The following is a 19,549-nucleotide window of genomic DNA, read 5'->3' as shown; positions in this document are numbered from 1 at the left end:
TCCGCTGGAGGGTGTTACGCGGGAGACATAGAGTGGCTGGCCGCCGTTGAGGAAGAAGGCCTGGGAGGCGAGGAAGGCGGCTGCAGAGGTGCCAGGGGTGGATGGGCGGGGTTACAAGGCGGTCTCCTGGATAGGGACGCCCGGGATGGGACGCCGGGCAGAGGGTTTGGAGGGGCGGGCTGTAAGGAAGCATTCCCGGGAGTTGTTGGAAACAAAAGGGCCAGAATTTTTTTGGAAGGGGAGGCTATGGCGCACCAAAACAGTCCGAGTTATCATCTAACTAAGCGAGGATCACATCATGTCATATAGCGACAAGGTCGTAGACCACTACAATCACCCCCGTAACGTCGGCACGCTGGACAAGAGCGCGACTGAGGTTGGTACCGGCTTGGTCGGCGCCCCCGAGTGCGGCGACGTCATGCGCCTGCAGATCAAGGTGAACCCCGAGACTCAGGTGATCGAGGACGCGAAGTTCAAGACCTTCGGCTGCGGCTCGGCCATCGCCTCCAGCTCGCTCGCGACCGAGTGGGTGAAGGGCAAGACGGTCGATGAGGCGCTGGCGATCTCGAACACCGACATCGTGAAGGAGCTGTCGCTTCCTCCGGTAAAGATTCATTGCTCGGTGCTGGCTGAGGATGCGATCCGCGCGGCGATCGGCGATTGGAAGAAGAAGAACAACGTCGTCGAGGCGGCAACCGCAACTGCAGCGGCCCACTAAGCTCGACGAAACATCCAGACGGTAGCGGTGCGGGACGACCGCGCCCTACCGTCTTGCTTTAGGAACAAACGATATGGCGATGGTGACACTACAAACCGCGGCGGAGATGGAGGCCAGCCGGAACCAGGCTGCGCAGCCGGAGAAGAATCCTCTCGCCGGGATGACCCTGTTGACCGCCGAGGGCCGGCAGCCCCGCGCCAAGGCAGCCATCGAGATCACCGAAAAGGCGCTGAAGCGCATCCGCATCGCCATGGCCAAGGAGGGCGTCTCGCCGGAGCAAGGCGGGCTGCGCGTAGGCATCCAGGGCGGCGGCTGCTCCGGGTTGAGCTATTCAATTCGCTTCGACTCGCAGCCTCGCGAGCGCGACCGCGTATTTGTCTTCGGTGCTGGAGTCCAGACGGCGGGTGACCCCACCAACGGCGCGCCGATCCGACTCTTCGTTGACCCCAAGAGCTTCCTCTATCTCGCCGGCATGGTGCTCGACTTTGAAGAGGCGCTGATGCGCCAGGGCTTCAACTTCATCAACCCCAACTCCACCAAGAGCTGCGGGTGCGGATCGAGTTTTTCGGCCTAGTCTCGAAAAGCACCCTGAACTCCCTACAATAGAGATTGATGACGTACTTTGAGGTCTTCTCTCTCCCGCCGAGGCTCGCGCTCGACACCGCCGCGCTCGAAAGGCAGTTCTACACGCTGAGCCGCAAGTTGCATCCCGACCGCTTCGCCGGCAAGCCGCTGGCCGAGCAGGAGGCCGCGCTGGCGCAGTCCTCGCACCTCAACGATGCATACCGTACCCTGAAGGACCCCATCCTGCGGACACAGTATCTGCTGAAGCTTGAAGGGATCGAGATGGAGGAGCAGTCGAAGGCCGCGACCGACGCCGCGCGTGCGACGGGGGTGGAGAAGAAGCAGGTCGTCCCGCCTGAGCTGCTCGAAGAGGTCTTTGAGCTCAACATGCAGCTCCAGGAGATGCGCGCCGCCAAACAGATGGGCGAGGATGAACCGGAGCTGCGCCGTGACCTGATGACGGCCAAAGACACCTTCGACGCAAAGATGGTGGAGACGCAGGCGGAGCTGGAAGGGCTGTGGGCGCGCTGGGATCACACGTTGGACGCAGGCGACGAGGCCGGGAAGGCCGCGGCCCGGGACGGAATGGTCGCTCTGCTCAACAAGCGCAGCTATCTGCGGAACCTGGTCCGCGACGTCAACGAGGCGCTGGAATAGCCCTTGTGTTTGTTCTCTCTACGGGCACAGCTTGCCGCCGGTTTCACAGTGGGATAGGTTTTAGCTTATGCAAGAATTTTGTCACCGATGCGGTGGAGACCTGCCGGAGCAGCAGGGGGCTTCCTCGTTCTGCCCGCACTGCGGCGCGCAGCAGCTTTACTTCCTGAGTTCGGAGCAGGGGGAGTCGGGGGCCGTGGATACGACCGGCGCGATGCCTCCGCCGAAGCCGCGCGACGTGGAGTGGAAGACGGCGATCCGCTGTGCGGTTCTGGTGGGCGGAGTGGCAGCGGTGCTGAGCGTGGCGTCGATGCGCCTTGCGGCGTTCTCAATGCTGAGCCTGCTATGGACGACCAGCGCGTCGCTGATCGCGCTGGGGCTGTATCAGAGGAGGCGTCCGCAGGCGCGGATGGACGGCCGCATCGGCGCGCGGATCGGGCTGGTGGTCGGGCTGGTGGTCGTGTGCTGGCTTGCGGTTTCGCTGGCAGCCGCGGGGCTGGTGGCGCGATACGGGCTGCACAATCTGGCGGGCTTCGATGCGCAGATGGCGGAGCAGTTCCGCACGGCGATTGAGCGTACAGCGGCGGCCAATCCTCAGCCGAAGGAGACGTGGGGTTACCTTTACCTGCCCGAGTTTCAGGTGGGAATGATGCTGGCGGGATTTGGCATGGGCGCAGGCATTGTGCTGGCACTGTCTACACTGGGTGGAGTAGTCGGCGGGATGCTGGGGAACAGAGGCAGCTACTTCACCGGGAGCAGAAGCTAGAGCCACGGATTGGCTGGTATCATCTAGCGGAACGGTATGAGCACAGAGACGACAGGCGAGAAGCCAAAGATACGCGAGAAGGGCCGGCTGATGTCGGCGTCGGAGATCGAGCGCACGCTGGTGCGACTGGCGCACGAGATCGTAGAGAAGAACAATGGCGGCACCAACCTGGGGCTGGTCGGCATCAAGCGGCGCGGCGTTCCGCTGGCGCAGCGGCTCGCAACGATGATTGAGAAGATCGAGCGGCATCCCGTGGATACAGGCGTGCTCGACATCAGCTTCTACCGCGACGACCTCTCGACCGAAGGGCCGCGCCCCAAAGTGGTTCCGGGCGCGATTGGGTTCGATGTGAATGGGCGCGACATCATCCTCATGGACGATGTGCTCTACACCGGCAGGACGATCCGCGCGGCGCTGGATGCGCTGTTCGACCACGGCCGCCCGAAGAGCGTGCAGCTGCTGGTGCTGATCGATCGCGGCCACAGGGAGCTTCCGATTGAGGCCACCTTTGTGGGCCGGTCAATCCCGACCTCGAGCCGCGAGATCATCGAGGTGAAGCTCAACGAGATAGATGGGCAGGAGCAGGTTCTGCTGGTCGAGCGAGTAGATTGACGGACGAGCCGATGAGCGGAAGACCGGGATACGCGCAGGGCTCTCTGATCAGCGTGGCCGACCTGTCGGTGGCTGAGGTCTCGGCGGTGTTGGGCGAGACAGCGAGGATCGAGCAGACGGCCCACGCAGACCGCGTCCGGATGCTCGAGGGACACACGATTGCGCTCTTGTTCTACGAGTCGAGTACCCGGACGAGGACATCGTTTGAACTGGCTGCAAAGTCGCTGGGCGCGACGACGACGCTGGTGAGCGACAAGTCTTCGTCAATCGAAAAAGGCGAGAGCTTGAAGGACACAGGGCTGACACTGCGGGCCCTGGGAGCGGAGTGCATCATCCTGCGTCATGCGTCCTCTGGAGCGCCGTCGCTGCTGGCAAGGATGACAGGGTTGCCGGTGCTGAACGCAGGCGACGGCATGCACGAGCATCCTTCACAGGCCCTGCTCGATCTGCGAGCGATACTTACGCGGTTGGGGCTCAATGCGACGACCGTGCATGAGAGGACTCTGGCAGGAGTGACGGTTGTGATTACGGGAGACATTCTGCATAGCCGCGTGGCGCGCTCGAATGCGATGCTACTGCCCCGGCTGGGCGCGAAGGTGATTCTGTGCGGCCCGGAGAAGCTGCTGCCGAAGGAGGCGCTGGGACTTGGCGAAGGAGTCGAGATCGAGCGGGACTTCGATGCTGCGTTGCGCCGAGCCGGCACCAACGGCCGTGCCGTCGCGATGATGCTGCGGATTCAGCGTGAGCGGCTGGCGGGGCTTGAGCTCGATCTCGCGGACTATATCTCGCGCTACCAGCTCAACGAGGATCGGCTGGCAGCCAGCGCACCGCAGGCTCTGGTGATGCATCCGGGGCCGATGATCCGCGGACTTGAGATTACGGGCGAGGTCGCCGATGGAGCGCAGTCGGCGATTGAGCAGCAGGTGAGCCATGGGCTCGCGGTTCGTTCAGCGCTGCTGGTGCGCGCTCTGGGCGCTGGCGGCTTTCTAGGCAGGGTGGCATGAGCAATCTGCTGATTCGCAATGGTCGACTAATCGATCCCGCCAATGGCGTGGACGCGCCGCGTGATCTGCTGCTGCGCGAGGGACGCGTGGCAGCAGTGGAACCGCCGGGAACGCTTGATGGCGTCGAGGCCGAGACCATCGATGCCGCTGGAATGATTGTGGCTCCTGGACTCATCGACGTGCACGTCCACCTGCGCGAACCGGGGCAGACGTACAAGGAGACGATCGCGACGGGAACGCTGGCGGCGGCCGCGGGCGGCTTCACTAGCGTTGTGGCGATGCCGAACACTACGCCAGTGAACGACTCCGTCGCAGGGCTTGAGTGGATGCTCGACGGCGCGCGCGGAGCTCACGTCAGGCTGTTTGCAATGCCGGCGGCGACGCAAGGCAGCATGGGAGTCGAGCTGACGGATTTCGAAGCGCTGCGCAAGGCCGGGGCCGTGGGCTTCACCGACGACGGCAAGCCGGTCCTCGAAGACCAGGTGATGCGTGCCGCGCTGATCGCGGCTGCGCGAGCCGAGGTCCCAGTCTCGCAGCACGCCGAGGATACGCGGCTGACAGGCGGATGCAGCATGAACGCAGGCACGGTGGCCTTCCGGCTCGGGCTGCGCGGCATGACGGTTGGAGCCGAGTCACGCATCGTCGAGCGCGACATTGAACTGCTGCGCCAGATTGAGCGCACCGAAGGGCTGCGGCCGCATCTCCATGTGCAGCACGTCTCGACGGCGCGCGCTCTGGAACTGATCCGCGAGGCCAAGAGTGAGGGCCTGCATGTGACCTGTGAGGTGACGCCGCATCACTTCACTCTTACGGACGAAGCAGTGGGCGACTACAACACCAACGCGAAGATGAATCCTCCGCTGCGTGCCGAAGGCGATCGCCTCGCCATGATTGCGGGGCTTGTCGATGGGACAGTCGATTGCATCGCGACGGACCACGCTCCGCACGCCTCCCACGAGAAGGAGCAGGAGTTCGAGCGCGCACCGAACGGCATTACGGGGCTTGAGACCGCGCTGGGCCTCGCGCTGCGCGTGCTGCATCGCGAGCACGGCCTCTCCCTCACTCGCATCATGGCGCTGATGAGCGCTGCGCCGGCCTCGACTCTCGGGCTGGCCGGCCGCGGCACGCTGGGGCTGGGCCACTTCGGAGATGTCGTGATCTTCGATGCCGGCGCGGAGTGGGTGTTCGATGCGAAGGCTACGCGGTCGAAGTCGAGAAACACACCCTTCGACGGAGCCGGGATGCTAGGCCGCGTGCGCGCCACGATCTGCGAGGGCCGTGTTGTCTACCGCAACTGGGGCTAATCCTTGCCTCTCGCCGCGACTGCGAGCCGCGAGCAGTGTTCCTCAACAGCAGACATTCTAGCCAGCATTTCTTCTAGCTTTACCTCGCCGATCGCCTCCTCGAGTCGCGACTGCATACGGTCCAGAATCCCCGCGACCCTCACAGCTCGCTTCCTTCCAGTGGATGAGAGCACAAGCTTGAGCGCCCTAGCGTCGTCCGGGTCAATCTTTCTTTTGACCAGTCCCTTCGCTTCAAGGGACGAGATGCAGTGACTCACATTGCCGCGTGTTGTCTGGAACGTCTCCGCCAGATTCGAGGGCTTGATCTCTCCCGTCTGTTCAAAAAAGATTGCCGCCAACGTCAATGACTCGAAGAACGTCAGTTCCTCCTGACGAAGGATGGCATTGAGAGATGCCTCCATCCGTCGAGCCGCCCGGCTGATCTGAAACACAGGGCTCTGCCGCAGAAAAAATTCAATCCGCATAGGATGATTCTATAATTGACTTATTCAACTACTTACAATCAGACAAAACTAGCTTCGCAAGCACGGTTCCAGGCTTCATCATTTTTACGTGACGAAACTGTACATTTCCTCTTTATTTCTGTGCGCCGCCATCGCAGCCGCGCAGCAGGGCTCTCATCCCGCCCCAGCTCCCGTTCAGCAGTCGGTTGAGGTGACGACCTCCATCCCTCCGATTCCGCTTTCGGAGTCGAATCGCGCTGTCCAGACGATCGAGACTCGCGAGCAGCCGCTGCTCGTTCCCGGAGTAGTCGATTTTCTGCGGCAGGACACCTCACTCAACGTACAGGCGCGCGCTCCGCTTGGTGTGCAAGCCGATCTCTCGATTCGCGGCACAACCTTCGAGCAGTCGCTGATTCTCGTCGACGGGCTTCGCGTGGACGATCCGGAGACAGGCCATCTCAACCTCGACATCCCCGTGCCGCTCGATGCGGTGTCGCGTATCGAGGTGCTGCATGGCTCTGGTTCGACGTTCTACGGCTCGGACGCGATCGGCGGCGCGGTCAACTTCCTCACGGCCCGGCCGGACCATATGAGCATCGTTGCGCGCTCTGGAGCAGGGAACTACGGCTCGCTGGAGCAGCATCTCCGCGCAGACTACTCCAGTGCGGGCTTCGCGGAGGAACTCACGGCAGGCCGCGATACCTCTGACGGCTTCATGGCGGACCGCAACTACTCCAGCAACGCCGCTGCATCGGAGAGCTGGTTCACGCTCTTCGGCAAAAATACGACCGACGTTCTCCTCGCTGCAAGCGACCGGCCCTATGGAGCCAATCAGTTCTATGGCCCGTACGACTCGTGGGAGCGCACGAAGGGATGGTTTGCGGCGATCCAGCAGCAGCTCGGCGAGCGCACGTCGGCGTCGTTTGCGTATCGGCGTCACACGGACCTCTTTGTGCTGCTGCAAGACAACCCGGACTACTATCGCAACAACCACATCACCGGCGCGTGGCAGTCGGCGGCGCGCCGCGCGGACTCGTTTGGCGCGAACACGACGCTCTCTTACGGGCTCGAGGCCACTGGCGACTCTATCCACAGCACCAATCTCGGCGTGCACGCGCGCAATCAGGGAGCAGGATACGCCAACCTCTCGCTGCGTTCTCTGGGCCGGCTCTCGCTATCGATCGGCGCGAGGGAGCAGGTGTTTTCGGGCGGCGACTCTGTCTTCTCGCCGTCGATTGCTGCGGCCTATGCTATGACTTCAACGCTTCGCGCGCGGGCGTCTGTGGGACACGGCTATCGGCTTCCTACCTACCTCGATCTCTACTACTCGGATCCGACCACGATCGGAAATCCCAATCTCAAACCCGAGTCTTCGTGGAGCTACGAGGGCGGCATCGACTGGAGCCCGTCGCGCGCCCCGTTTACCCTTACGGCAACCGGATTCAGCCTTCACCAGAAGAACGGCATCGACTACTCGAAGTTCGATCTTTCCAGGCCGTGGCAGGCGACCAACGTCGCCAACTTCGCTTACAACGGAGCCGAGGCCGACCTTCGCGTCCATCTGCCTCGCTCGCAGCGACTGCAGTTGAGCTACACCGCGGTGCAGGCGACCTCCCCTCCGCATGGGCTGATCTCGGAGTACGCCTTCAACTACGCCGCGCAGAGCGCACTGCTTGCCTGGAGTGCGGACCTTCCGGCGCAGATCTCAGCGCGCACGCAGCTCGCTGTCATTCAGAAGACGACTCAGTCGCCTTACGCGCTCTGGGATGTGGCGCTCGCGCGCAACTCCGGCCGCGTTCGCCCTTATCTGCGCCTGCTCAATCTCAGCAACACGAGTTATCAGGAGATTCCCGGCGTTCCGTTACAGGGACGCACGATCATGGGCGGGGCGGAAGTCAATTGGTCTGCGCAGCATCGTTAGTGCTGCACGTGTCCGTCCATCTCCATGTGGTCCAGGCGGCGGTCTTCGTTGATGTAGACGGAGCCCGTCAACGGTGTTCTTTCGCTGCCTGCGATCAGCGGTGTGTCATTGACGAAGCGCAGATTGCGGAAGGTGACTACTGTCAGGCCGTCAGCGTTCACGCCGGTGTCGGTCACCAGCGTGAACGGCTTGGACCAGTCGAGGTAGACCTGGCCGAGCCAGCTTCGCTTGGCCACGAGCGTGGCGAGCGTCGTAGGCGGCTTGTAGAAGACGTCGGCCTGCGAGCTTGAGGTGACGTTGCCCGAGAGCGTATCGACGGCGGCGATGTGGTAGGTCGTCGCCGTCTCGGCGATGGTCTGCCAGCGGAAGGGATTGACCGGATAAGGGTCGGCCCAAACGCGCATGACCGGCGCGCCGTAGTCGAAGCTCTTCGCCAGAGCCATCGCCTGTTGCCGCTCATAGGCTCGAAGGCCCCAAAGCAGCACGATTCCTGCAAGCGCGGTGAAGGCCCAGCCTCGTCCACCGAAGGGCTGGCGGCGCGCGCCGACCTCGCTGCTCACCAGACCGAAGAGCGGCGGCGCGAGCAGCGCCATCAGCAGCAACAGAAACATCACCGGCTCGAAGAGGAAGACGAACGAGCCTGCAAACCAGCGAGGATCGAAGGGGAAAAACGGGCGCAGGCCATAGTTGTTCGTCCAGTCGAGCAGCAGGTGGCTCAGCAGAGCGATCAGCGAGAAGGAATAGAGCAGTCCCCATCGCACGGGCGCCTTTGTCTCGGACTTGCTGCTTCGACGCCACCGATGCACGAGCCAGATGGCTCCGACGACGATGGCTGCCTCGAAGGGCAGGCCGATGAGCGCGTGGGTCCAGCCGCGATGATGCTCTAACGCCGCGACGGGCCCTTTGAATCCCCAGAGCACATCGAGGTCCGGAGCCTCGGCGGCGAGCGTCATCGCCAGCGTGGCGTAGGCTGCCTTGCGGTTGAAGCCTGTGCGCGCCAGCACGGCTCCGGTGAGTAAGTGAGTGACTGGCTCCATCGGCGTTTACTGGGAGTCCGCACGGAACGAGGTCACTTTGTTCTTGACGAAGGTGACCGCCAGGGGCTTGCCGAGGTTGTCGTAGACGACGAGGCGGTTGCCGTAGTCGTTGCTGAGGCTCCTGCTGACCTGGCCAAGCGCCATCTGCACCTCGCGCTCGCTCATGCCCAGGATGACCTGGTGCGAGTCGATCGCCTTCCAGACGTCCGGTCCCCAGTGCTTGTAGAGTTCGTGCGGGTCGTCGTAGAAGAAGATCTCGTCGGTGTAGAAGGTGTATCCGTTGGCGTCGTGGTATCCCACGGGCACGGCGTACTCCTTCGCCGGATCGTCGGACTTCGGTTTGGTGAAGGCGAGAAGCACTTGCCGGTCGCCGCTTGGGATTCGTGACCGCGAAGACTTCGGCGCGACCTGCTCGAAGTACTGCTTCACGAGGAGAGGTTCAGCGCCAAGCAGCGTACCCTGGGACTTGCCGTAGTCGGCGTGGTGCGCGGCGTAAGGGTAGTAGTCCATTTGGCCGCCGGCGGAGACCCAGAGCGTGGTTCCGACGAGCTCCTTCAGGTCGGCTGGTGTCGAGGGTCGCTTCTTCTTGAGGAAGACCAGGTCGTCTTCGGCGATCTTCGCCGGCGCGGGCGCCGCCGTCGGGGCCGCAGGAGCGTTTCGCTCCCGGTAGATCATTCCGATACGTACGCCGACGACTGCCAGCAGCAGCAGCGTCCCGCCTATGGCCGCCTTCTTTGTGTTGTCCATACGCCTCCCCTCCTTGAACCTAACCGAATGATGCCGGGTGTTCAACCGAAGATACGGGTAACCTCCCCCCTCCCCCTCCTTTTGTACAAAATATTCATAAAATTAGACTTAAGTCCGGACCGGCTTTGCAAAGTATTCTTTCTAAGGTAGTTATCTGTAAAGTATTGTAGATAAATGATTTATTCGAAGTGAAGAGGCAAAGAAAATGGCCTCGGCTGGGTTAGCGAGGCCATTTCTTCTGTGCTGCTTTAAGCGTAGCAGATTGACCGGAACTAGATTGCCAATGTTATAGGGTTTATTTTGAATGGGTTAGGTGGTTTTGGGGCTTGACACGCGATTTTGCTGAGTTTTTAAGCGATTGCATTGTTGAGGGCTTGGCGGGGCATCCTGCGAAGTCGCTTCGCCCTTTCGGGCTTCGCTCCGGCCTCCGGCAGGATGGTGGGCCGCTTTGCGGCCGGTTGGCGCCTTCCAACCCCAGCTAGCTGGCCGGGGACCCGGCCGTGGGCCCGCCGGCCTGCTGGTGGACGGTTCAATCTTTGACCTCCACTCGAAGGATTTGACCAAGTCCAGGCGCCGCAGCGCCAAAATTCGATATGTAAATTGCATCGTCTGGGCCGATAGTCATTGCAGTAGGAAGTACCAGTCCGGTTTTTATATCTTCCGCCTGGCCTGATGGGCTGATGCGAACGAGTTTGCCGGCGCCGGGTGTCGGATTACCAGGTGCATCCGACAACTCAAGCACGTAGAGCCTGTCGCGACTGTCAAAGGCAAGCCCAACTACAGTCGTGAGACCCTCCGCCCATGTTTTGAAATTGCCACTGGGCGTCAGTTTAAAGACATTCGCACTCCCGGGATGAATAGGGAACGTCGCCAGGTTGCCGAAGAAGAAGTTGCCCTTATACGTGATCCCGGTTGGTCCGACCCAATCCTGGCTGCTTCCCGAGATATCCGCGAGGAGTTGGATCTCACCGGTGTCCGGGGAAATGCGAACAATCCACTGGTGATTTGGCTCTGTGGCGTAGAGTTGGCCTCGGACGGCCACCATGCCATACCAAGTTCCATCAGGTTCGAAATCGTCAAGAGATGGACCTGGGTTCGCGATCGGGGTTGCCATTTCAAATGCCGACAAGTTTGCAACGTAGCTAAAAGTGCCGTGATCGACATCAACTTTGATTACGCCATTTGGGGTTGCAGGATTTCCGTGCGAACAGCCACCACCAACAAGCAGTGCGAAAAGCGTATCGCCGATGAAAGCTACGTCCGCCACTCCGAGAACGCCAGGTGGGTGTAGGCTGTTTATTCCGGAAGGCAATCCATCGACCACGGTGGTTCTCTGATTGATGCCGGTGATCTTTGAAATGCGGGCAGTTGGACCGCCGTGAGTTGGTCCAACCGGTGCGGGAACCTGTTGGCAGTTGAACGGCCCGTTGGGACCACCAGTTCCGGCTTCAGCCACGTAGAGGGCACCATCGGGGCCGAACTTGAGACCTCTTGGCCGGTTCAGGCCGGTGGCAATCACAGTTGTCGTCACCGACTGTGCCCAAGCTGAGCACGTCAGCAGCAGAACCACCATAGCAATAGGTACCTTCGACATGAAATACCGATTCATACGCAACGCTCCTTGCTTAGGGTGAGAAATACGCCAAGGAATGCGGCGCGGAAGTGCATAAGACACCTCTCGCGCGATTGGGCAACAGCCAGGTCGCTGTGTGCCTAAATCGACCGTGTTCAAGGGACCGATGGGCCGTGAAGGAATCAGCTACTGGATCGCAGACCTCTACGCTGCTGTATCTCTCGCTCGGAGTGACACACCGGAGGCACTGCAAGGATGTCAACGTCAACAGAGCTACGTGGGGTCTAAAGCAGCAGAAAAGCTAAGGCCATGTCCAAACACTTGTCAAGGTGAAAGATTCTGCTCTTTTCGCAATGGAGGGTACTGTGTTCTTGCGCGATACGCCGACGCTTAGTCGACCGGCTCGGCAACGGCCAGTTCTTGCTCGGCTCCGCGGAGGGACTCGGCGGTTAGTGCGTCTGCGTTGCGGAGGCGGGGGAAGAGCGCAGCTGCTCCGGTGGTTACGAGGAGCGAGCCGATGCCTCCGATGACGACTGCAGGGACGGCCCCCCACCAGCTTGCAGTGACGCCGCTTTCGAACTCGCCGAACTCGTTGGAGGCTCCGACGAAGAGCCAGTTTACGGCGCTTACGCGACCGCGCATCTCGGGCGGCGTGGCGAGCTGCAGGATGCTGGAGCGGACGACGACGCTGACCATGTCGCTTGCGCCGACGAGGATGAGCGCGATCAGGCTTAGCCAGATGTTGCGCGAGAGGCCGAAGACGACGGTGGCTGCGCCGAAGATGGCGACGCAGGTGAGCATGGTGGCTCCTGCGCGGCGCTTGATGGGATAGACGAGCATGGTGAGCGAGACGGCGAGCGCACCGACGCTGGGCATGGCGCGAAGGAGGCCCAGGCCGCGCGGGCCGGCGTGGAGGATGTCGATCGCGAAGATGGGTAGCAGGGCCGTCGCGCCGCCCAGCATCACGGCGAAGAGATCGAGCGAGATGGAGCCGAGCAGCAGCTTCGTCTGCCAGACGTAGCGAAGGCCGGCGAGCATCGTGCTCACGTTGAAGGCCTTTTTGCTGGAGCGCTCCATGGGCGTCCGAATCATGCCGACCAGGACGATGAAGCTCAGCAGCATGGCGAGGGTGAAGAGGTAGACGACGGGTGCTCCCTTCCACGCGGCGAGCGCACCGGCAAGCGGCAGCGTGAAGAGAAGGCCGCCTACCGCGGGGCCGGACATGTTCGCGATCTGGTAGACGGTCGCGCCCCAGGTGACGGCGTTGACGAAATGGTCCTTGGGGACGAGGCTGGGAAGCATCGCGCTGGCGGCCGGGCCGCTGAAGGCCCGGCCGAGGCCGATTCCGATGAGCACGGCGTAGATGGGCCAGATGCGGCCGTTCGCAAGAGCGGTCGCGCTCATGGAGAGCCACAGCAGAACTGCGGTGCAGACGGCCTGCAGGCCGTAGCAGCAGAGGATGATCTTTCGCCGGTCGTAACGGTCGGCGGCGTGGCCGGCGGCGAGCATGAAGAAGAGTCCGGGGAGAAAGAGAGCGAGGCCGGTGAGGCCGAGGTCGAGCGCGGAGCGGGTGATCTCGTAGACCTGCCAGGCGACCGCGACTGACTGCGCCTCCGCACCAACGATGACCATGAGGCGGGCGCATTGGTAGAGCCGGAAGTCCCTCGACTGGAGCGCGGCACCGGCCGTGAGAACCGGTGCCGTCGTTTCGCCTTCTTCAGACATAACAATATGGTTTCATATTTTCATCATGACTAGGCATGATGTGAAGAATGTCTGCCAAAATGTCGTGAAAAGAGTGACCGGCTCAAATTTATGAATAATCGCGAAAGAATTCAGCAAGCCCTGGCGATTTTAGAGGAGGAACCCTTGGCCTTCGATCAGCCTGCTTTGGTCGTCATGCCGCCCGATTCGAAGAGTTTTCTTGTCGGGAATCAGGGTGGATTTCTTCATCTGGCGATAGCTTCGCTTCATGCTGCCATAGGAGAGAAGCAAACATTCAAAGACAAGCCTTGGTTCGGGGTTGAGGATTATGACTGGCAAATCGCTGGCCTAACGCCGGATGCAGACGCACGTATCTATTTACGGAGTCCGCTTAGCAAATGGCAGAAACTTCGCGGGAACATCCTTGGCGTTTCAATCGGGCTTTCGATCTTAGCCTGCTTGATTGTTGGCTTTTGCACCATCGTCTATTGGCTATTTCGACTAGGCAACAGTTAGAACAAACTAGCGGCCGAGGTAGATCTTGTACTGGGTTTCGACGACTCCGGTGTTGCGGGCGAGCTGGAGCTTTGACTGGTTGTATTGATAGAGCGTTTCGATGAGGCGGCTCTGGGCGTCGGCCAGCGAGGCCTGCGCCTGGACTACGGGAAGATTGTCGCTGACTCCGGACTGGAAGCGGTCGGTCGCATCCTGAAGCACCTGGGTGGCGAGATCGACGTTCGAGCGAGCGACGCTAACCAACTCCTTGGACGACTGCACATCGAGCATTGCAGAGCGAATCTGCTGCTCGATGGTGACGCGGAGACTGTCGATTTGCTGGTTGAGGCCGGTGAGCTGGGCCTGGGCTACCTCGCGCTCGCCGCGAAGCTTGCCTTCTTCGAAGATGGGGAAGCTCACCTTGCCCAGGGCGGAGAAGACGCCGTGGTAGAGGCCCGCGGTCTCGCCGATTACGCCGTAGTTGCCCTTGAACTCGAGCGAGGGATAGCGCTCAGCGCGCACGGCCTTGAGGGTGCGGCCGGCGACCTCCTGTTGTGCCTCCAGGCTGAGAAAGTCCTTGCGGTGCTCGAAGGCGATGGCCTTGGCCTGCTCGATCGGCATGGTCTCGTACTCGGCGAAGGGAGCCGTGTCGGTGAGGGTGAGCTCCTGGTCGGCCGGCAGACCGATGAGCCGGTTCAGCGCGATCTTGTCCTTGGCGAAGATGTTCTCGGCGTTGATGAGGGCCTGCTGCTGGGTCTGAAGCTGCACGCGCGCGCGCAGTTCGTCGAGATTGGTGCCGACTCCGGCCTCGTGGGAGGCGCGGGCCTGCTCGAAGGCGACCTGATCGGCCTTGAGGAGCGCCTTCGCGTTGTCGATCTGCGCGGCGTCGGCCAGGGAGCGCAGGTACTGCGTGCCGACGGCAAGTGCGACGCTGCCGCGAGTGTTCAGCGTGGTGAGCGTTGCGACGGAGTTGGACTTCTGCGCGGCGCGGTAGAGGTAGTAGGCGGGAACGTTGAAGAGTTGCTGCTCGACGTTGAGCTGCGCCGAGGTTACGTCGACCTTGACGATCGGCTTGAAGAAACTGGGGTTGATGCCTACCATCGCGAACGAGGCAGGCTTGAAGCCCAGGGCCTGGAGGTCGACTTGCTGCGCCGAGCTCTTGGCTTCGGCCGTGAAGCTGGGAAGCAGGTTGTTTTCGACGGTCAGCGTAAGGCCGTGGACCCGCAGTTCGTTCTGGCGGTCGAGCTCCATCTGGAGGTTGCGCTTGAAGCCGAGGGCGATGGCGTCATCGAGGCTGAGGGGGAGCGCAGTGGGGTTCGCGCGCTCGACGGTCACTCCTCCGGGCAGCGTGAGCACGGCCGGGTTGGGAGTGGGAGCCTGCGGCAGGTCATTGGTCTTCTGTGTGCTCGGTGGGGCACTTGTCTGGGCGGTCTGGGCCAGCGCGCTCGCGCCAAGGCAGGCCGCGGTCAGAGCGTAAAAGGCCGCTCTGGAGGCAAAGTGTGCCAAAAGTTCATTCACGTTGCAATTTAGATTACCCACAGGCTCAGGAAGTTGCGAAATATCTCGACCTTTGGCGGAGGAGCCGGAGGCCAAAGAGCTTTCTTTCATGAGTTTGAAAGACGTTTTGCGGGTGCGGTTCGTCTAAAATAAGTAGAGAACCTATGCGCCTTCTATCCAGCACCCGTTTTGCGTTCGCTCTAGCCGCAGCCCTGCTTATCGCCGTTCCCGCTTCTTCCCAGGCCCAGTCTTCGGCGCCTCCGGGAACGGGGAACACCTTTAAAGATACGTCGATGCTGAAGCCCCCAGCCGGGGCGAAGATCGCGATCATCAAGTTTGAGGACCTGGAGTGCCCGGCCTGCGCGCATGCCAATCCCATCGTGCACGCCGCAGGCGAGCGGTACAAGATTCCTGTCATCCGCTACGACTTTCCGCTGAAGATGCACATCTGGAGCCGCGACGCGGCCATTACGGCGCGCTACCTGCAGGACAAGGTTTCGCCGCAGGTTGCCGATGAGTTCCGCAGCGCAGTCTTTGTTGCGCAGACGTCGATTGCCAGTAAGGAAGACCTGAACAACTTCACGCAGCGGTTCTTCCAGTCGCACAAGATCAACCGGCCGTTCGTCATCGATCCGGCGGGCCTGTTCACCGCTGAGGTGAACGCCGATTACACGCTGGGCGAGCGCATCGGGCTCGTGCAGACGCCGACGATCTGGGTGGTGACGCAGAAGAACTGGGTCCAGGTGACGGATGTGAGCCAGCTCTATTCGACGATCGACAACCTGGAGGCTCAGGTCGCGTCGTCGACGCCGGCGAATTCTAAGCTGCGGCACGCTGTGGGGACGCAGAAGTAAGATTGCCGAATTGTCAAAGAGAGGCCCGGTCCAGGGTGACTGGGTCTCTTGCTTTTGCGGCGGCTGCTTAGGGTGATTCAGTGAAGAACCTGCTCTACCTGGCAGTGAAGATGAGGAAGTAGTCTTCGCCGTCGGCCTTGGTGAAGTCGTAAGTTCCGGTGAGCTTGTAGCCAGCTTCGTCCATCTCCTTGACGACCACGTCCTGATTGACGCCGTGGTTTTCGCCGTTGCCGTTTCGGTCGATAATGCCTATTTTCGCGCCTGAGCGAAGAGAGGGTTTCAGCTTCTTCATCATGGCTACTGGGTTGGCGACTTCGTGGTAGACCTTGAGCAGAAGTACGGCATCGACGCTGCCGGGCGGAAGGCCGGGATCGTCGGGTGCGCCGAGGATGGTGCGGACATTCTTGATTCCAGCCTGGCTGACTCGCCTGCCGATGTATTCGATGGAGGGCGGATTGATGTCTTCGGCGAGGACGGTGCCGGTGCTTCCGACGCGCGCGGCGGCTCGGACAGAGAACCAGCCGGAGCCGGCGCCGATGTCGGCCACGTTTTTGCCTGCGGTGATGCCGAGAAGGTCCATTACGCGGTCGATTTGGAGCTTTCTGGCTCGGTCAGGGTAGTCGAAGATGGAGAGGTCGCCGGTATAGGGTCTGCTGGTCGCGCGGTGCTCCGCCGGCGGCGCCGTCTGGGCAGGAAGGGCGATGGGCAAAAGCAGTGACGCGAGGAGTACAGCGAGGTAGCGGCGCATGGCGGCCTACTTGTTGTTTGATTTTACGAGCGCGAGGACCTCTTCGGCGTGGCCTTCGGGCTTGACGTCCTCGAAGGTATGGATGAGGCGCTGGTCGGGACCGATGAGATAGGTAGTGCGCTTCACGCCTTTGACTAGCTTGCCATACATGTTCTTGGGCTTGATGAGGTCGTAGCGGTTGATGAGGGTCATCTCGTCGTCGGCGAGGAGGTCGTAGGGGAGGTCGAACTTGTCTTTGAACTTTTTCTGCGCGGCGACGGTGTCGCGCGAGATGCCGAGGACGACGATGCCGGCCTTTTTGAACTTGGTGAAGGCGTCGCGGAAGCCGCAGGATTCGATGGTGCAGCCGGGAGTGTCGGCGCGAGGATAGAAGAAGAGGACTACGGGTGAGCCCTTGAAGTCGGAGAGGGAGACGTCTTTGCCGTCCTGATTTTTTAGGGTGAAGTCTTGGACTAGATCGCCGGGGTTCATGTGGGTTCCTTTGCGCAACTTGAATGCAGTTTATCGTTTGGCATCAAGTTGCCGAAAGCCTTGATTTTTTCAGGCGTAGGTTGATTTACTTTTTCCAAAGTTGCTCGAACTTCGATTTGAGACGGCTTCGGAGACTTCGCTGTTCCTTTTCTGCTTGCAGTAATCGTCGTTGCGTGGCAAGCCCGGGCACGTAACCACAGATCCGTTTCGTCTCCGGTCCCAACCAAGGAGCCAGAAGATTTTCGTTCGCCGCCCAACCTAACCACTCCCCAACTTCAACCTCAAGGAGCGCTCGCAAACCATTGTCTTTTCGAGCAGCCTCAGCAACGTCTTCGAGGAATGCACAAAGTGGCAATATGCTACTTAGGTCTCCCGCCTCTAGCGACTGCGTCAGGGCAGGCACGAGGACCGATCCGAAGACCATGTAGGGTGCAGGTGTCTCATCGCCCATGTAATCAAACTGCGCACGATAAGTCGCTTGAAGCTTAGGGAATCGCGTGAACAGCTCAGTGACGACGGTCTCGAAGTTCATAGGGTGTTTCCAGAGTTACCGGAATATCCAGAAAATCGGGTTTCAAGGAAGTGATGCGAGAGTCTTTTCGAGTGAGGCGAGGTCTTCGATGTGCATCGCAGGGATAGCGGAGTCTTTGCCGAGGATTTGGCGCATGAGGCCGGTGAGGACCTTGCCGGGGCCCACCTCGATGAAGTGGGTTGCGCGCTGGGCGGCGAGGAGATGGATGCACTCCACCCAGCGGACGGAGCCGGTGACCTGGCGGACGAGGCAGTCGCGGGAGTCGGCGGCGTGGGTGACGAGGCGGGCGTCTACATTGGAGGCGATGGGGACGGCGGGGTCGTTGAAGGCGATGGCGTTGAGGTCCCTGGCGAGCGCGTCCTGTGCGGGCTTCATGAGCGCGCAGTGGAAGGGTGCGCTGACGGGGAGCATGACGGTTCGCTTGGCTCCGGCGTCCTTACAGAGCTCGGCGGCGCGATGCACGGCGGCGGTGGAGCCGGAGATGACGGTCTGGTCGGGGGAGTTGAGGTTGGCGGCGGAGACGACTTCTTTGGTCTCGGCGGCGGCCTGATCGCAGAGCTCGACGATGCGTGTGGCGGAGAGTGCGAGGATGGCGGCCATCGCTCCCTGACCTGCGGGGACGGCCTGCTGCATGTAGCGGCCACGGCTGCGGACGGTGCGGACGGCGTCGGCGAAGGTGAGGGTTCCGGCGGCGACGTGGGCGGAGTACTCGCCGAGGGAGTGGCCGGCGGCGAAGGCGGGGGTGATGCCCCGCTCCGCGAGGACGCGCGTGGCAGCGACGGAGACGGTGAGGATGGCAGGCTGGGTGTGCTCGGTGAGCTTGAGCTGGTCCTCAGGGCCTTCGAAGATGAGCTTCGAGAGAGGGAAGCCGAGGGCGGCGTCGGCCTCCTCGAAGACGAGGCGGGCGGCGGGGTGGTTGTCGTGCAGGTCGCGGCCCATGCCAACGGACTGCGAGCCCTGGCCGGGGAAGAGAAAGGCTATCTTGTTCATCGCTGATTATCGTAAATGAATAGGAGGATTGAGGTTCCAGAGAGGTCTCCGACCCCGAATCCGCAGCGCATGGCTCGAGTGCTACGGCCGCCGCCCCCACGCTGCCCAGAGGACAGGCGATGGCATCATGAAGGCCGGATCGTCCAAACCCGCGAGGTCCTGTTCGAACTCCTGCTCAGTGACATAACCGGCACCGATCACGGCGTCGTGGAGTTGTTCATAGTTTGCGCGCAACAGAGAAATGCCCGGAGTTCCTGAGGACCACAAGAAAGTCCTGCCCTCTGCGGCGACGTCGACAAGGCCGAGCGCGCGCAGTTGCCCAAAGAGACGCCGTCCAAATTTATGATCAACGCCACGGTCGCCCATGATCCGAAGCATGGCGGCGAACGTCTTCGAAAGAACTTCCTCGGGAATCAGAGCCGGATCCGGGTATACGGAGATGTCAATTTCCTCGTCGATAAGCCAGCCGCCAGGCCTCAACGCGGCGGCCATACGGGCCAGCGCCTTTTCGCGTTCCGGGACATGCATCAGAACCAGCCGTGCATGGACGAGATCGAAGGCGGCTTCCGGTAAGGGGTCCGTGGCGATATTGTGGAGCCGCACCTCAGTGTTGGAGATCTCCATGGGTTCGAGGAAGCGAGGATCAATATCGGTCACCACCAGATATCCGGCAGGCGCGATATGGGCCGCGAGCCAGGTCGCGATGGAGCCTCCACCTCCGCCCACCTCAAGACAGTGCCAACCGGGCCGGACGCCGAGATCTTCCAGGTGACGAATCGTCCCTGGGTCAAAGGCAGCGGAGAGCGCCACGAACCGGGCGGATGCTTCTTTGCTCGCATTGTCGAGAAGGTATGGCGATTCTGCGAGATGTTGACTGCGCGTTCCGGAGTTTTCCATACGTCCCTCCAGATGATG

21 protein-coding genes are annotated in these 19,549 nt (G+C 61.5%); 10 read left to right on the top strand and 11 right to left on the bottom strand.

Going from position 1 to position 19,549, the window contains the following annotated elements; genetic code table 11:
• The first annotated feature begins 298 nt into the window (after positions 1-298).
• From iscU to OHL16_RS14780, 7 genes are all read left to right on the top strand, one after another.
• Positions 299-718, top strand: a complete 420-nt coding sequence (gene iscU, locus OHL16_RS14810) for a Fe-S cluster assembly scaffold IscU (RefSeq protein WP_263367946.1) — start codon at positions 299-301, stop codon at positions 716-718.
• Between the two features lie 73 nt (positions 719-791).
• A complete protein-coding gene (locus OHL16_RS14805) occupies positions 792-1,292 on the top strand; it encodes a HesB/IscA family protein (RefSeq protein WP_263367945.1) in 501 nt (166 codons plus the stop codon).
• A 38-nt stretch (positions 1,293-1,330) separates the two neighbouring features.
• Entirely contained in the window at positions 1,331-1,939 is a 609-nt protein-coding gene (gene hscB, locus OHL16_RS14800; protein ID WP_263367944.1) for a Fe-S protein assembly co-chaperone HscB, read from the top strand.
• A 67-nt stretch (positions 1,940-2,006) separates the two neighbouring features.
• Positions 2,007-2,702, top strand: coding sequence for a zinc ribbon domain-containing protein (locus tag OHL16_RS14795; protein WP_263367943.1), 696 nt, complete (start codon positions 2,007-2,009; stop codon positions 2,700-2,702).
• A 36-nt stretch (positions 2,703-2,738) separates the two neighbouring features.
• Positions 2,739-3,314: a bifunctional pyr operon transcriptional regulator/uracil phosphoribosyltransferase PyrR gene (pyrR, locus tag OHL16_RS14790; RefSeq protein ID WP_317891070.1), complete on the top strand. Its 576-nt coding sequence runs from the start codon at positions 2,739-2,741 to the stop codon at positions 3,312-3,314.
• 11 nt (positions 3,315-3,325) lie between these two features.
• Positions 3,326-4,318, top strand: a complete 993-nt coding sequence (locus OHL16_RS14785) for an aspartate carbamoyltransferase catalytic subunit (RefSeq protein WP_263367942.1) — start codon at positions 3,326-3,328, stop codon at positions 4,316-4,318.
• The gene (locus OHL16_RS14780; RefSeq protein WP_263367941.1) at positions 4,315-5,622 is read left to right on the top strand and encodes a dihydroorotase; all 1,308 of its coding nucleotides are present in this window, start codon (positions 4,315-4,317) and stop codon (positions 5,620-5,622) included. The genes OHL16_RS14785 and OHL16_RS14780 overlap by 4 nt, the downstream gene beginning before the upstream one ends.
• On the opposite strand, the gene OHL16_RS14775 is transcribed toward OHL16_RS14780, so the two are convergent.
• Complete coding sequence (locus tag OHL16_RS14775) at positions 5,619-6,023, bottom strand: MarR family winged helix-turn-helix transcriptional regulator (protein ID WP_263367940.1); 405 nt, start codon at positions 6,021-6,023, stop codon at positions 5,619-5,621. The two genes, OHL16_RS14780 and OHL16_RS14775, sit on opposite strands and share 4 nt — an antisense overlap.
• 151 nt (positions 6,024-6,174) lie before the next feature.
• On the opposite strand from OHL16_RS14775, the gene OHL16_RS14770 reads away from it, so the two are divergent.
• Complete coding sequence (locus OHL16_RS14770; protein WP_263367939.1) at positions 6,175-7,986, top strand: TonB-dependent receptor plug domain-containing protein; 1,812 nt, start codon at positions 6,175-6,177, stop codon at positions 7,984-7,986.
• On the opposite strand, the gene OHL16_RS14765 is transcribed toward OHL16_RS14770, so the two are convergent.
• From OHL16_RS14765 to OHL16_RS14750, 4 genes are all read right to left on the bottom strand, one after another.
• Complete coding sequence (locus OHL16_RS14765) at positions 7,983-9,023, bottom strand: metal-dependent hydrolase (RefSeq protein ID WP_263367938.1); 1,041 nt, start codon at positions 9,021-9,023, stop codon at positions 7,983-7,985. The two genes, OHL16_RS14770 and OHL16_RS14765, sit on opposite strands and share 4 nt — an antisense overlap.
• Before the next feature lie 6 nt (positions 9,024-9,029).
• A complete protein-coding gene (locus OHL16_RS14760; RefSeq protein WP_263367937.1) occupies positions 9,030-9,770 on the bottom strand; it encodes a hypothetical protein in 741 nt (246 codons plus the stop codon).
• Positions 9,771-10,299: 529 nt separating this feature from the next.
• Positions 10,300-11,379, bottom strand: coding sequence for a ScyD/ScyE family protein (locus tag OHL16_RS14755; protein WP_263367936.1), 1,080 nt, complete (start codon positions 11,377-11,379; stop codon positions 10,300-10,302).
• A 354-nt stretch (positions 11,380-11,733) separates the two neighbouring features.
• Positions 11,734-13,068, bottom strand: coding sequence for an MFS transporter (locus OHL16_RS14750; RefSeq protein WP_263367935.1), 1,335 nt, complete (start codon positions 13,066-13,068; stop codon positions 11,734-11,736).
• 90 nt (positions 13,069-13,158) lie between these two features.
• Between OHL16_RS14750 and OHL16_RS14745 the strand changes: the two genes are divergently transcribed.
• Positions 13,159-13,563: a hypothetical protein gene (locus tag OHL16_RS14745; protein ID WP_263367934.1), complete on the top strand. Its 405-nt coding sequence runs from the start codon at positions 13,159-13,161 to the stop codon at positions 13,561-13,563.
• 6 nt (positions 13,564-13,569) lie between these two features.
• Here the strand turns inward: OHL16_RS14745 and OHL16_RS14740 are convergent, their stop codons facing one another.
• Positions 13,570-15,048, bottom strand: coding sequence for a TolC family protein (locus tag OHL16_RS14740; protein ID WP_263367933.1), 1,479 nt, complete (start codon positions 15,046-15,048; stop codon positions 13,570-13,572).
• A gap of 155 nt (positions 15,049-15,203) precedes the next feature.
• Here OHL16_RS14740 and OHL16_RS14735 point away from each other — a divergent pair, with 155 nt between their 5' ends.
• Positions 15,204-15,893: a DsbA family protein gene (locus OHL16_RS14735; protein WP_263367932.1), complete on the top strand. Its 690-nt coding sequence runs from the start codon at positions 15,204-15,206 to the stop codon at positions 15,891-15,893.
• Positions 15,894-15,987: 94 nt separating this feature from the next.
• Here the strand turns inward: OHL16_RS14735 and OHL16_RS14730 are convergent, their stop codons facing one another.
• From OHL16_RS14730 to OHL16_RS14710, 5 genes are all read right to left on the bottom strand, one after another.
• Positions 15,988-16,641, bottom strand: coding sequence for a class I SAM-dependent methyltransferase (locus OHL16_RS14730; RefSeq protein WP_263367931.1), 654 nt, complete (start codon positions 16,639-16,641; stop codon positions 15,988-15,990).
• A 6-nt stretch (positions 16,642-16,647) separates the two neighbouring features.
• Positions 16,648-17,112, bottom strand: coding sequence for a peroxiredoxin (locus OHL16_RS14725; RefSeq protein WP_263367930.1), 465 nt, complete (start codon positions 17,110-17,112; stop codon positions 16,648-16,650).
• 85 nt (positions 17,113-17,197) lie between these two features.
• Positions 17,198-17,644 carry a DUF7674 family protein gene (locus tag OHL16_RS14720; RefSeq protein ID WP_263367929.1) on the bottom strand — a complete coding sequence of 149 codons (447 nt, stop codon included), beginning with the start codon at positions 17,642-17,644 and terminating at the stop codon, positions 17,198-17,200.
• A 42-nt stretch (positions 17,645-17,686) separates the two neighbouring features.
• Complete coding sequence (gene fabD / locus OHL16_RS14715; RefSeq protein ID WP_263367928.1) at positions 17,687-18,634, bottom strand: ACP S-malonyltransferase; 948 nt, start codon at positions 18,632-18,634, stop codon at positions 17,687-17,689.
• 81 nt (positions 18,635-18,715) lie between these two features.
• On the bottom strand, positions 18,716-19,531 hold the full coding sequence (locus OHL16_RS14710) for a class I SAM-dependent methyltransferase (protein WP_263367927.1): 816 nt from the start codon (positions 19,529-19,531) through the stop codon (positions 18,716-18,718).
• Positions 19,532-19,549 lie beyond the last annotated feature (18 nt).

It is taken from the genome of Edaphobacter bradus, from assembly GCF_025685645.1.
GTDB lineage: Bacteria > Acidobacteriota > Terriglobia > Terriglobales > Acidobacteriaceae > Edaphobacter > Edaphobacter bradus.
The sequence above is the reverse complement of the archived record's forward strand: the minus strand, read 5'-3'. Positions and strand labels throughout refer to the sequence as shown.

What these genes read in the sequence shown, in the direction of transcription:
- iscU (WP_263367946.1), top strand. Translation starts at nt 299, where the DNA reads ATGTCATATAGCGACAAGGTCGTAGACCACTACAATCACCCCCGTAAC.
- OHL16_RS14805 (WP_263367945.1), top strand. Translation starts at nt 792, where the DNA reads ATGGCGATGGTGACACTACAAACCGCGGCGGAGATGGAGGCCAGCCGG.
- hscB (WP_263367944.1), top strand. Translation starts at nt 1,331, where the DNA reads ATGACGTACTTTGAGGTCTTCTCTCTCCCGCCGAGGCTCGCGCTCGAC.
- OHL16_RS14795 (WP_263367943.1), top strand. Translation starts at nt 2,007, where the DNA reads ATGCAAGAATTTTGTCACCGATGCGGTGGAGACCTGCCGGAGCAGCAG.
- pyrR (WP_317891070.1), top strand. Translation starts at nt 2,739, where the DNA reads ATGAGCACAGAGACGACAGGCGAGAAGCCAAAGATACGCGAGAAGGGC.
- OHL16_RS14785 (WP_263367942.1), top strand. Translation starts at nt 3,326, where the DNA reads ATGAGCGGAAGACCGGGATACGCGCAGGGCTCTCTGATCAGCGTGGCC.
- OHL16_RS14780 (WP_263367941.1), top strand. Translation starts at nt 4,315, where the DNA reads ATGAGCAATCTGCTGATTCGCAATGGTCGACTAATCGATCCCGCCAAT.
- OHL16_RS14775 (WP_263367940.1), bottom strand. Translation starts at nt 6,023, where the DNA reads ATGGAGGCATCTCTCAATGCCATCCTTCGTCAGGAGGAACTGACGTTC.
- OHL16_RS14765 (WP_263367938.1), bottom strand. Translation starts at nt 9,023, where the DNA reads ATGGAGCCAGTCACTCACTTACTCACCGGAGCCGTGCTGGCGCGCACA.
- OHL16_RS14760 (WP_263367937.1), bottom strand. Translation starts at nt 9,770, where the DNA reads ATGGACAACACAAAGAAGGCGGCCATAGGCGGGACGCTGCTGCTGCTG.
- OHL16_RS14755 (WP_263367936.1), bottom strand. Translation starts at nt 11,379, where the DNA reads ATGAATCGGTATTTCATGTCGAAGGTACCTATTGCTATGGTGGTTCTG.
- OHL16_RS14750 (WP_263367935.1), bottom strand. Translation starts at nt 13,068, where the DNA reads ATGTCTGAAGAAGGCGAAACGACGGCACCGGTTCTCACGGCCGGTGCC.
- OHL16_RS14745 (WP_263367934.1), top strand. Translation starts at nt 13,159, where the DNA reads ATGAATAATCGCGAAAGAATTCAGCAAGCCCTGGCGATTTTAGAGGAG.
- OHL16_RS14735 (WP_263367932.1), top strand. Translation starts at nt 15,204, where the DNA reads ATGCGCCTTCTATCCAGCACCCGTTTTGCGTTCGCTCTAGCCGCAGCC.
- OHL16_RS14730 (WP_263367931.1), bottom strand. Translation starts at nt 16,641, where the DNA reads ATGCGCCGCTACCTCGCTGTACTCCTCGCGTCACTGCTTTTGCCCATC.
- OHL16_RS14725 (WP_263367930.1), bottom strand. Translation starts at nt 17,112, where the DNA reads ATGAACCCCGGCGATCTAGTCCAAGACTTCACCCTAAAAAATCAGGAC.
- OHL16_RS14720 (WP_263367929.1), bottom strand. Translation starts at nt 17,644, where the DNA reads ATGAACTTCGAGACCGTCGTCACTGAGCTGTTCACGCGATTCCCTAAG.
- fabD (WP_263367928.1), bottom strand. Translation starts at nt 18,634, where the DNA reads ATGAACAAGATAGCCTTTCTCTTCCCCGGCCAGGGCTCGCAGTCCGTT.
- OHL16_RS14710 (WP_263367927.1), bottom strand. Translation starts at nt 19,531, where the DNA reads ATGGAAAACTCCGGAACGCGCAGTCAACATCTCGCAGAATCGCCATAC.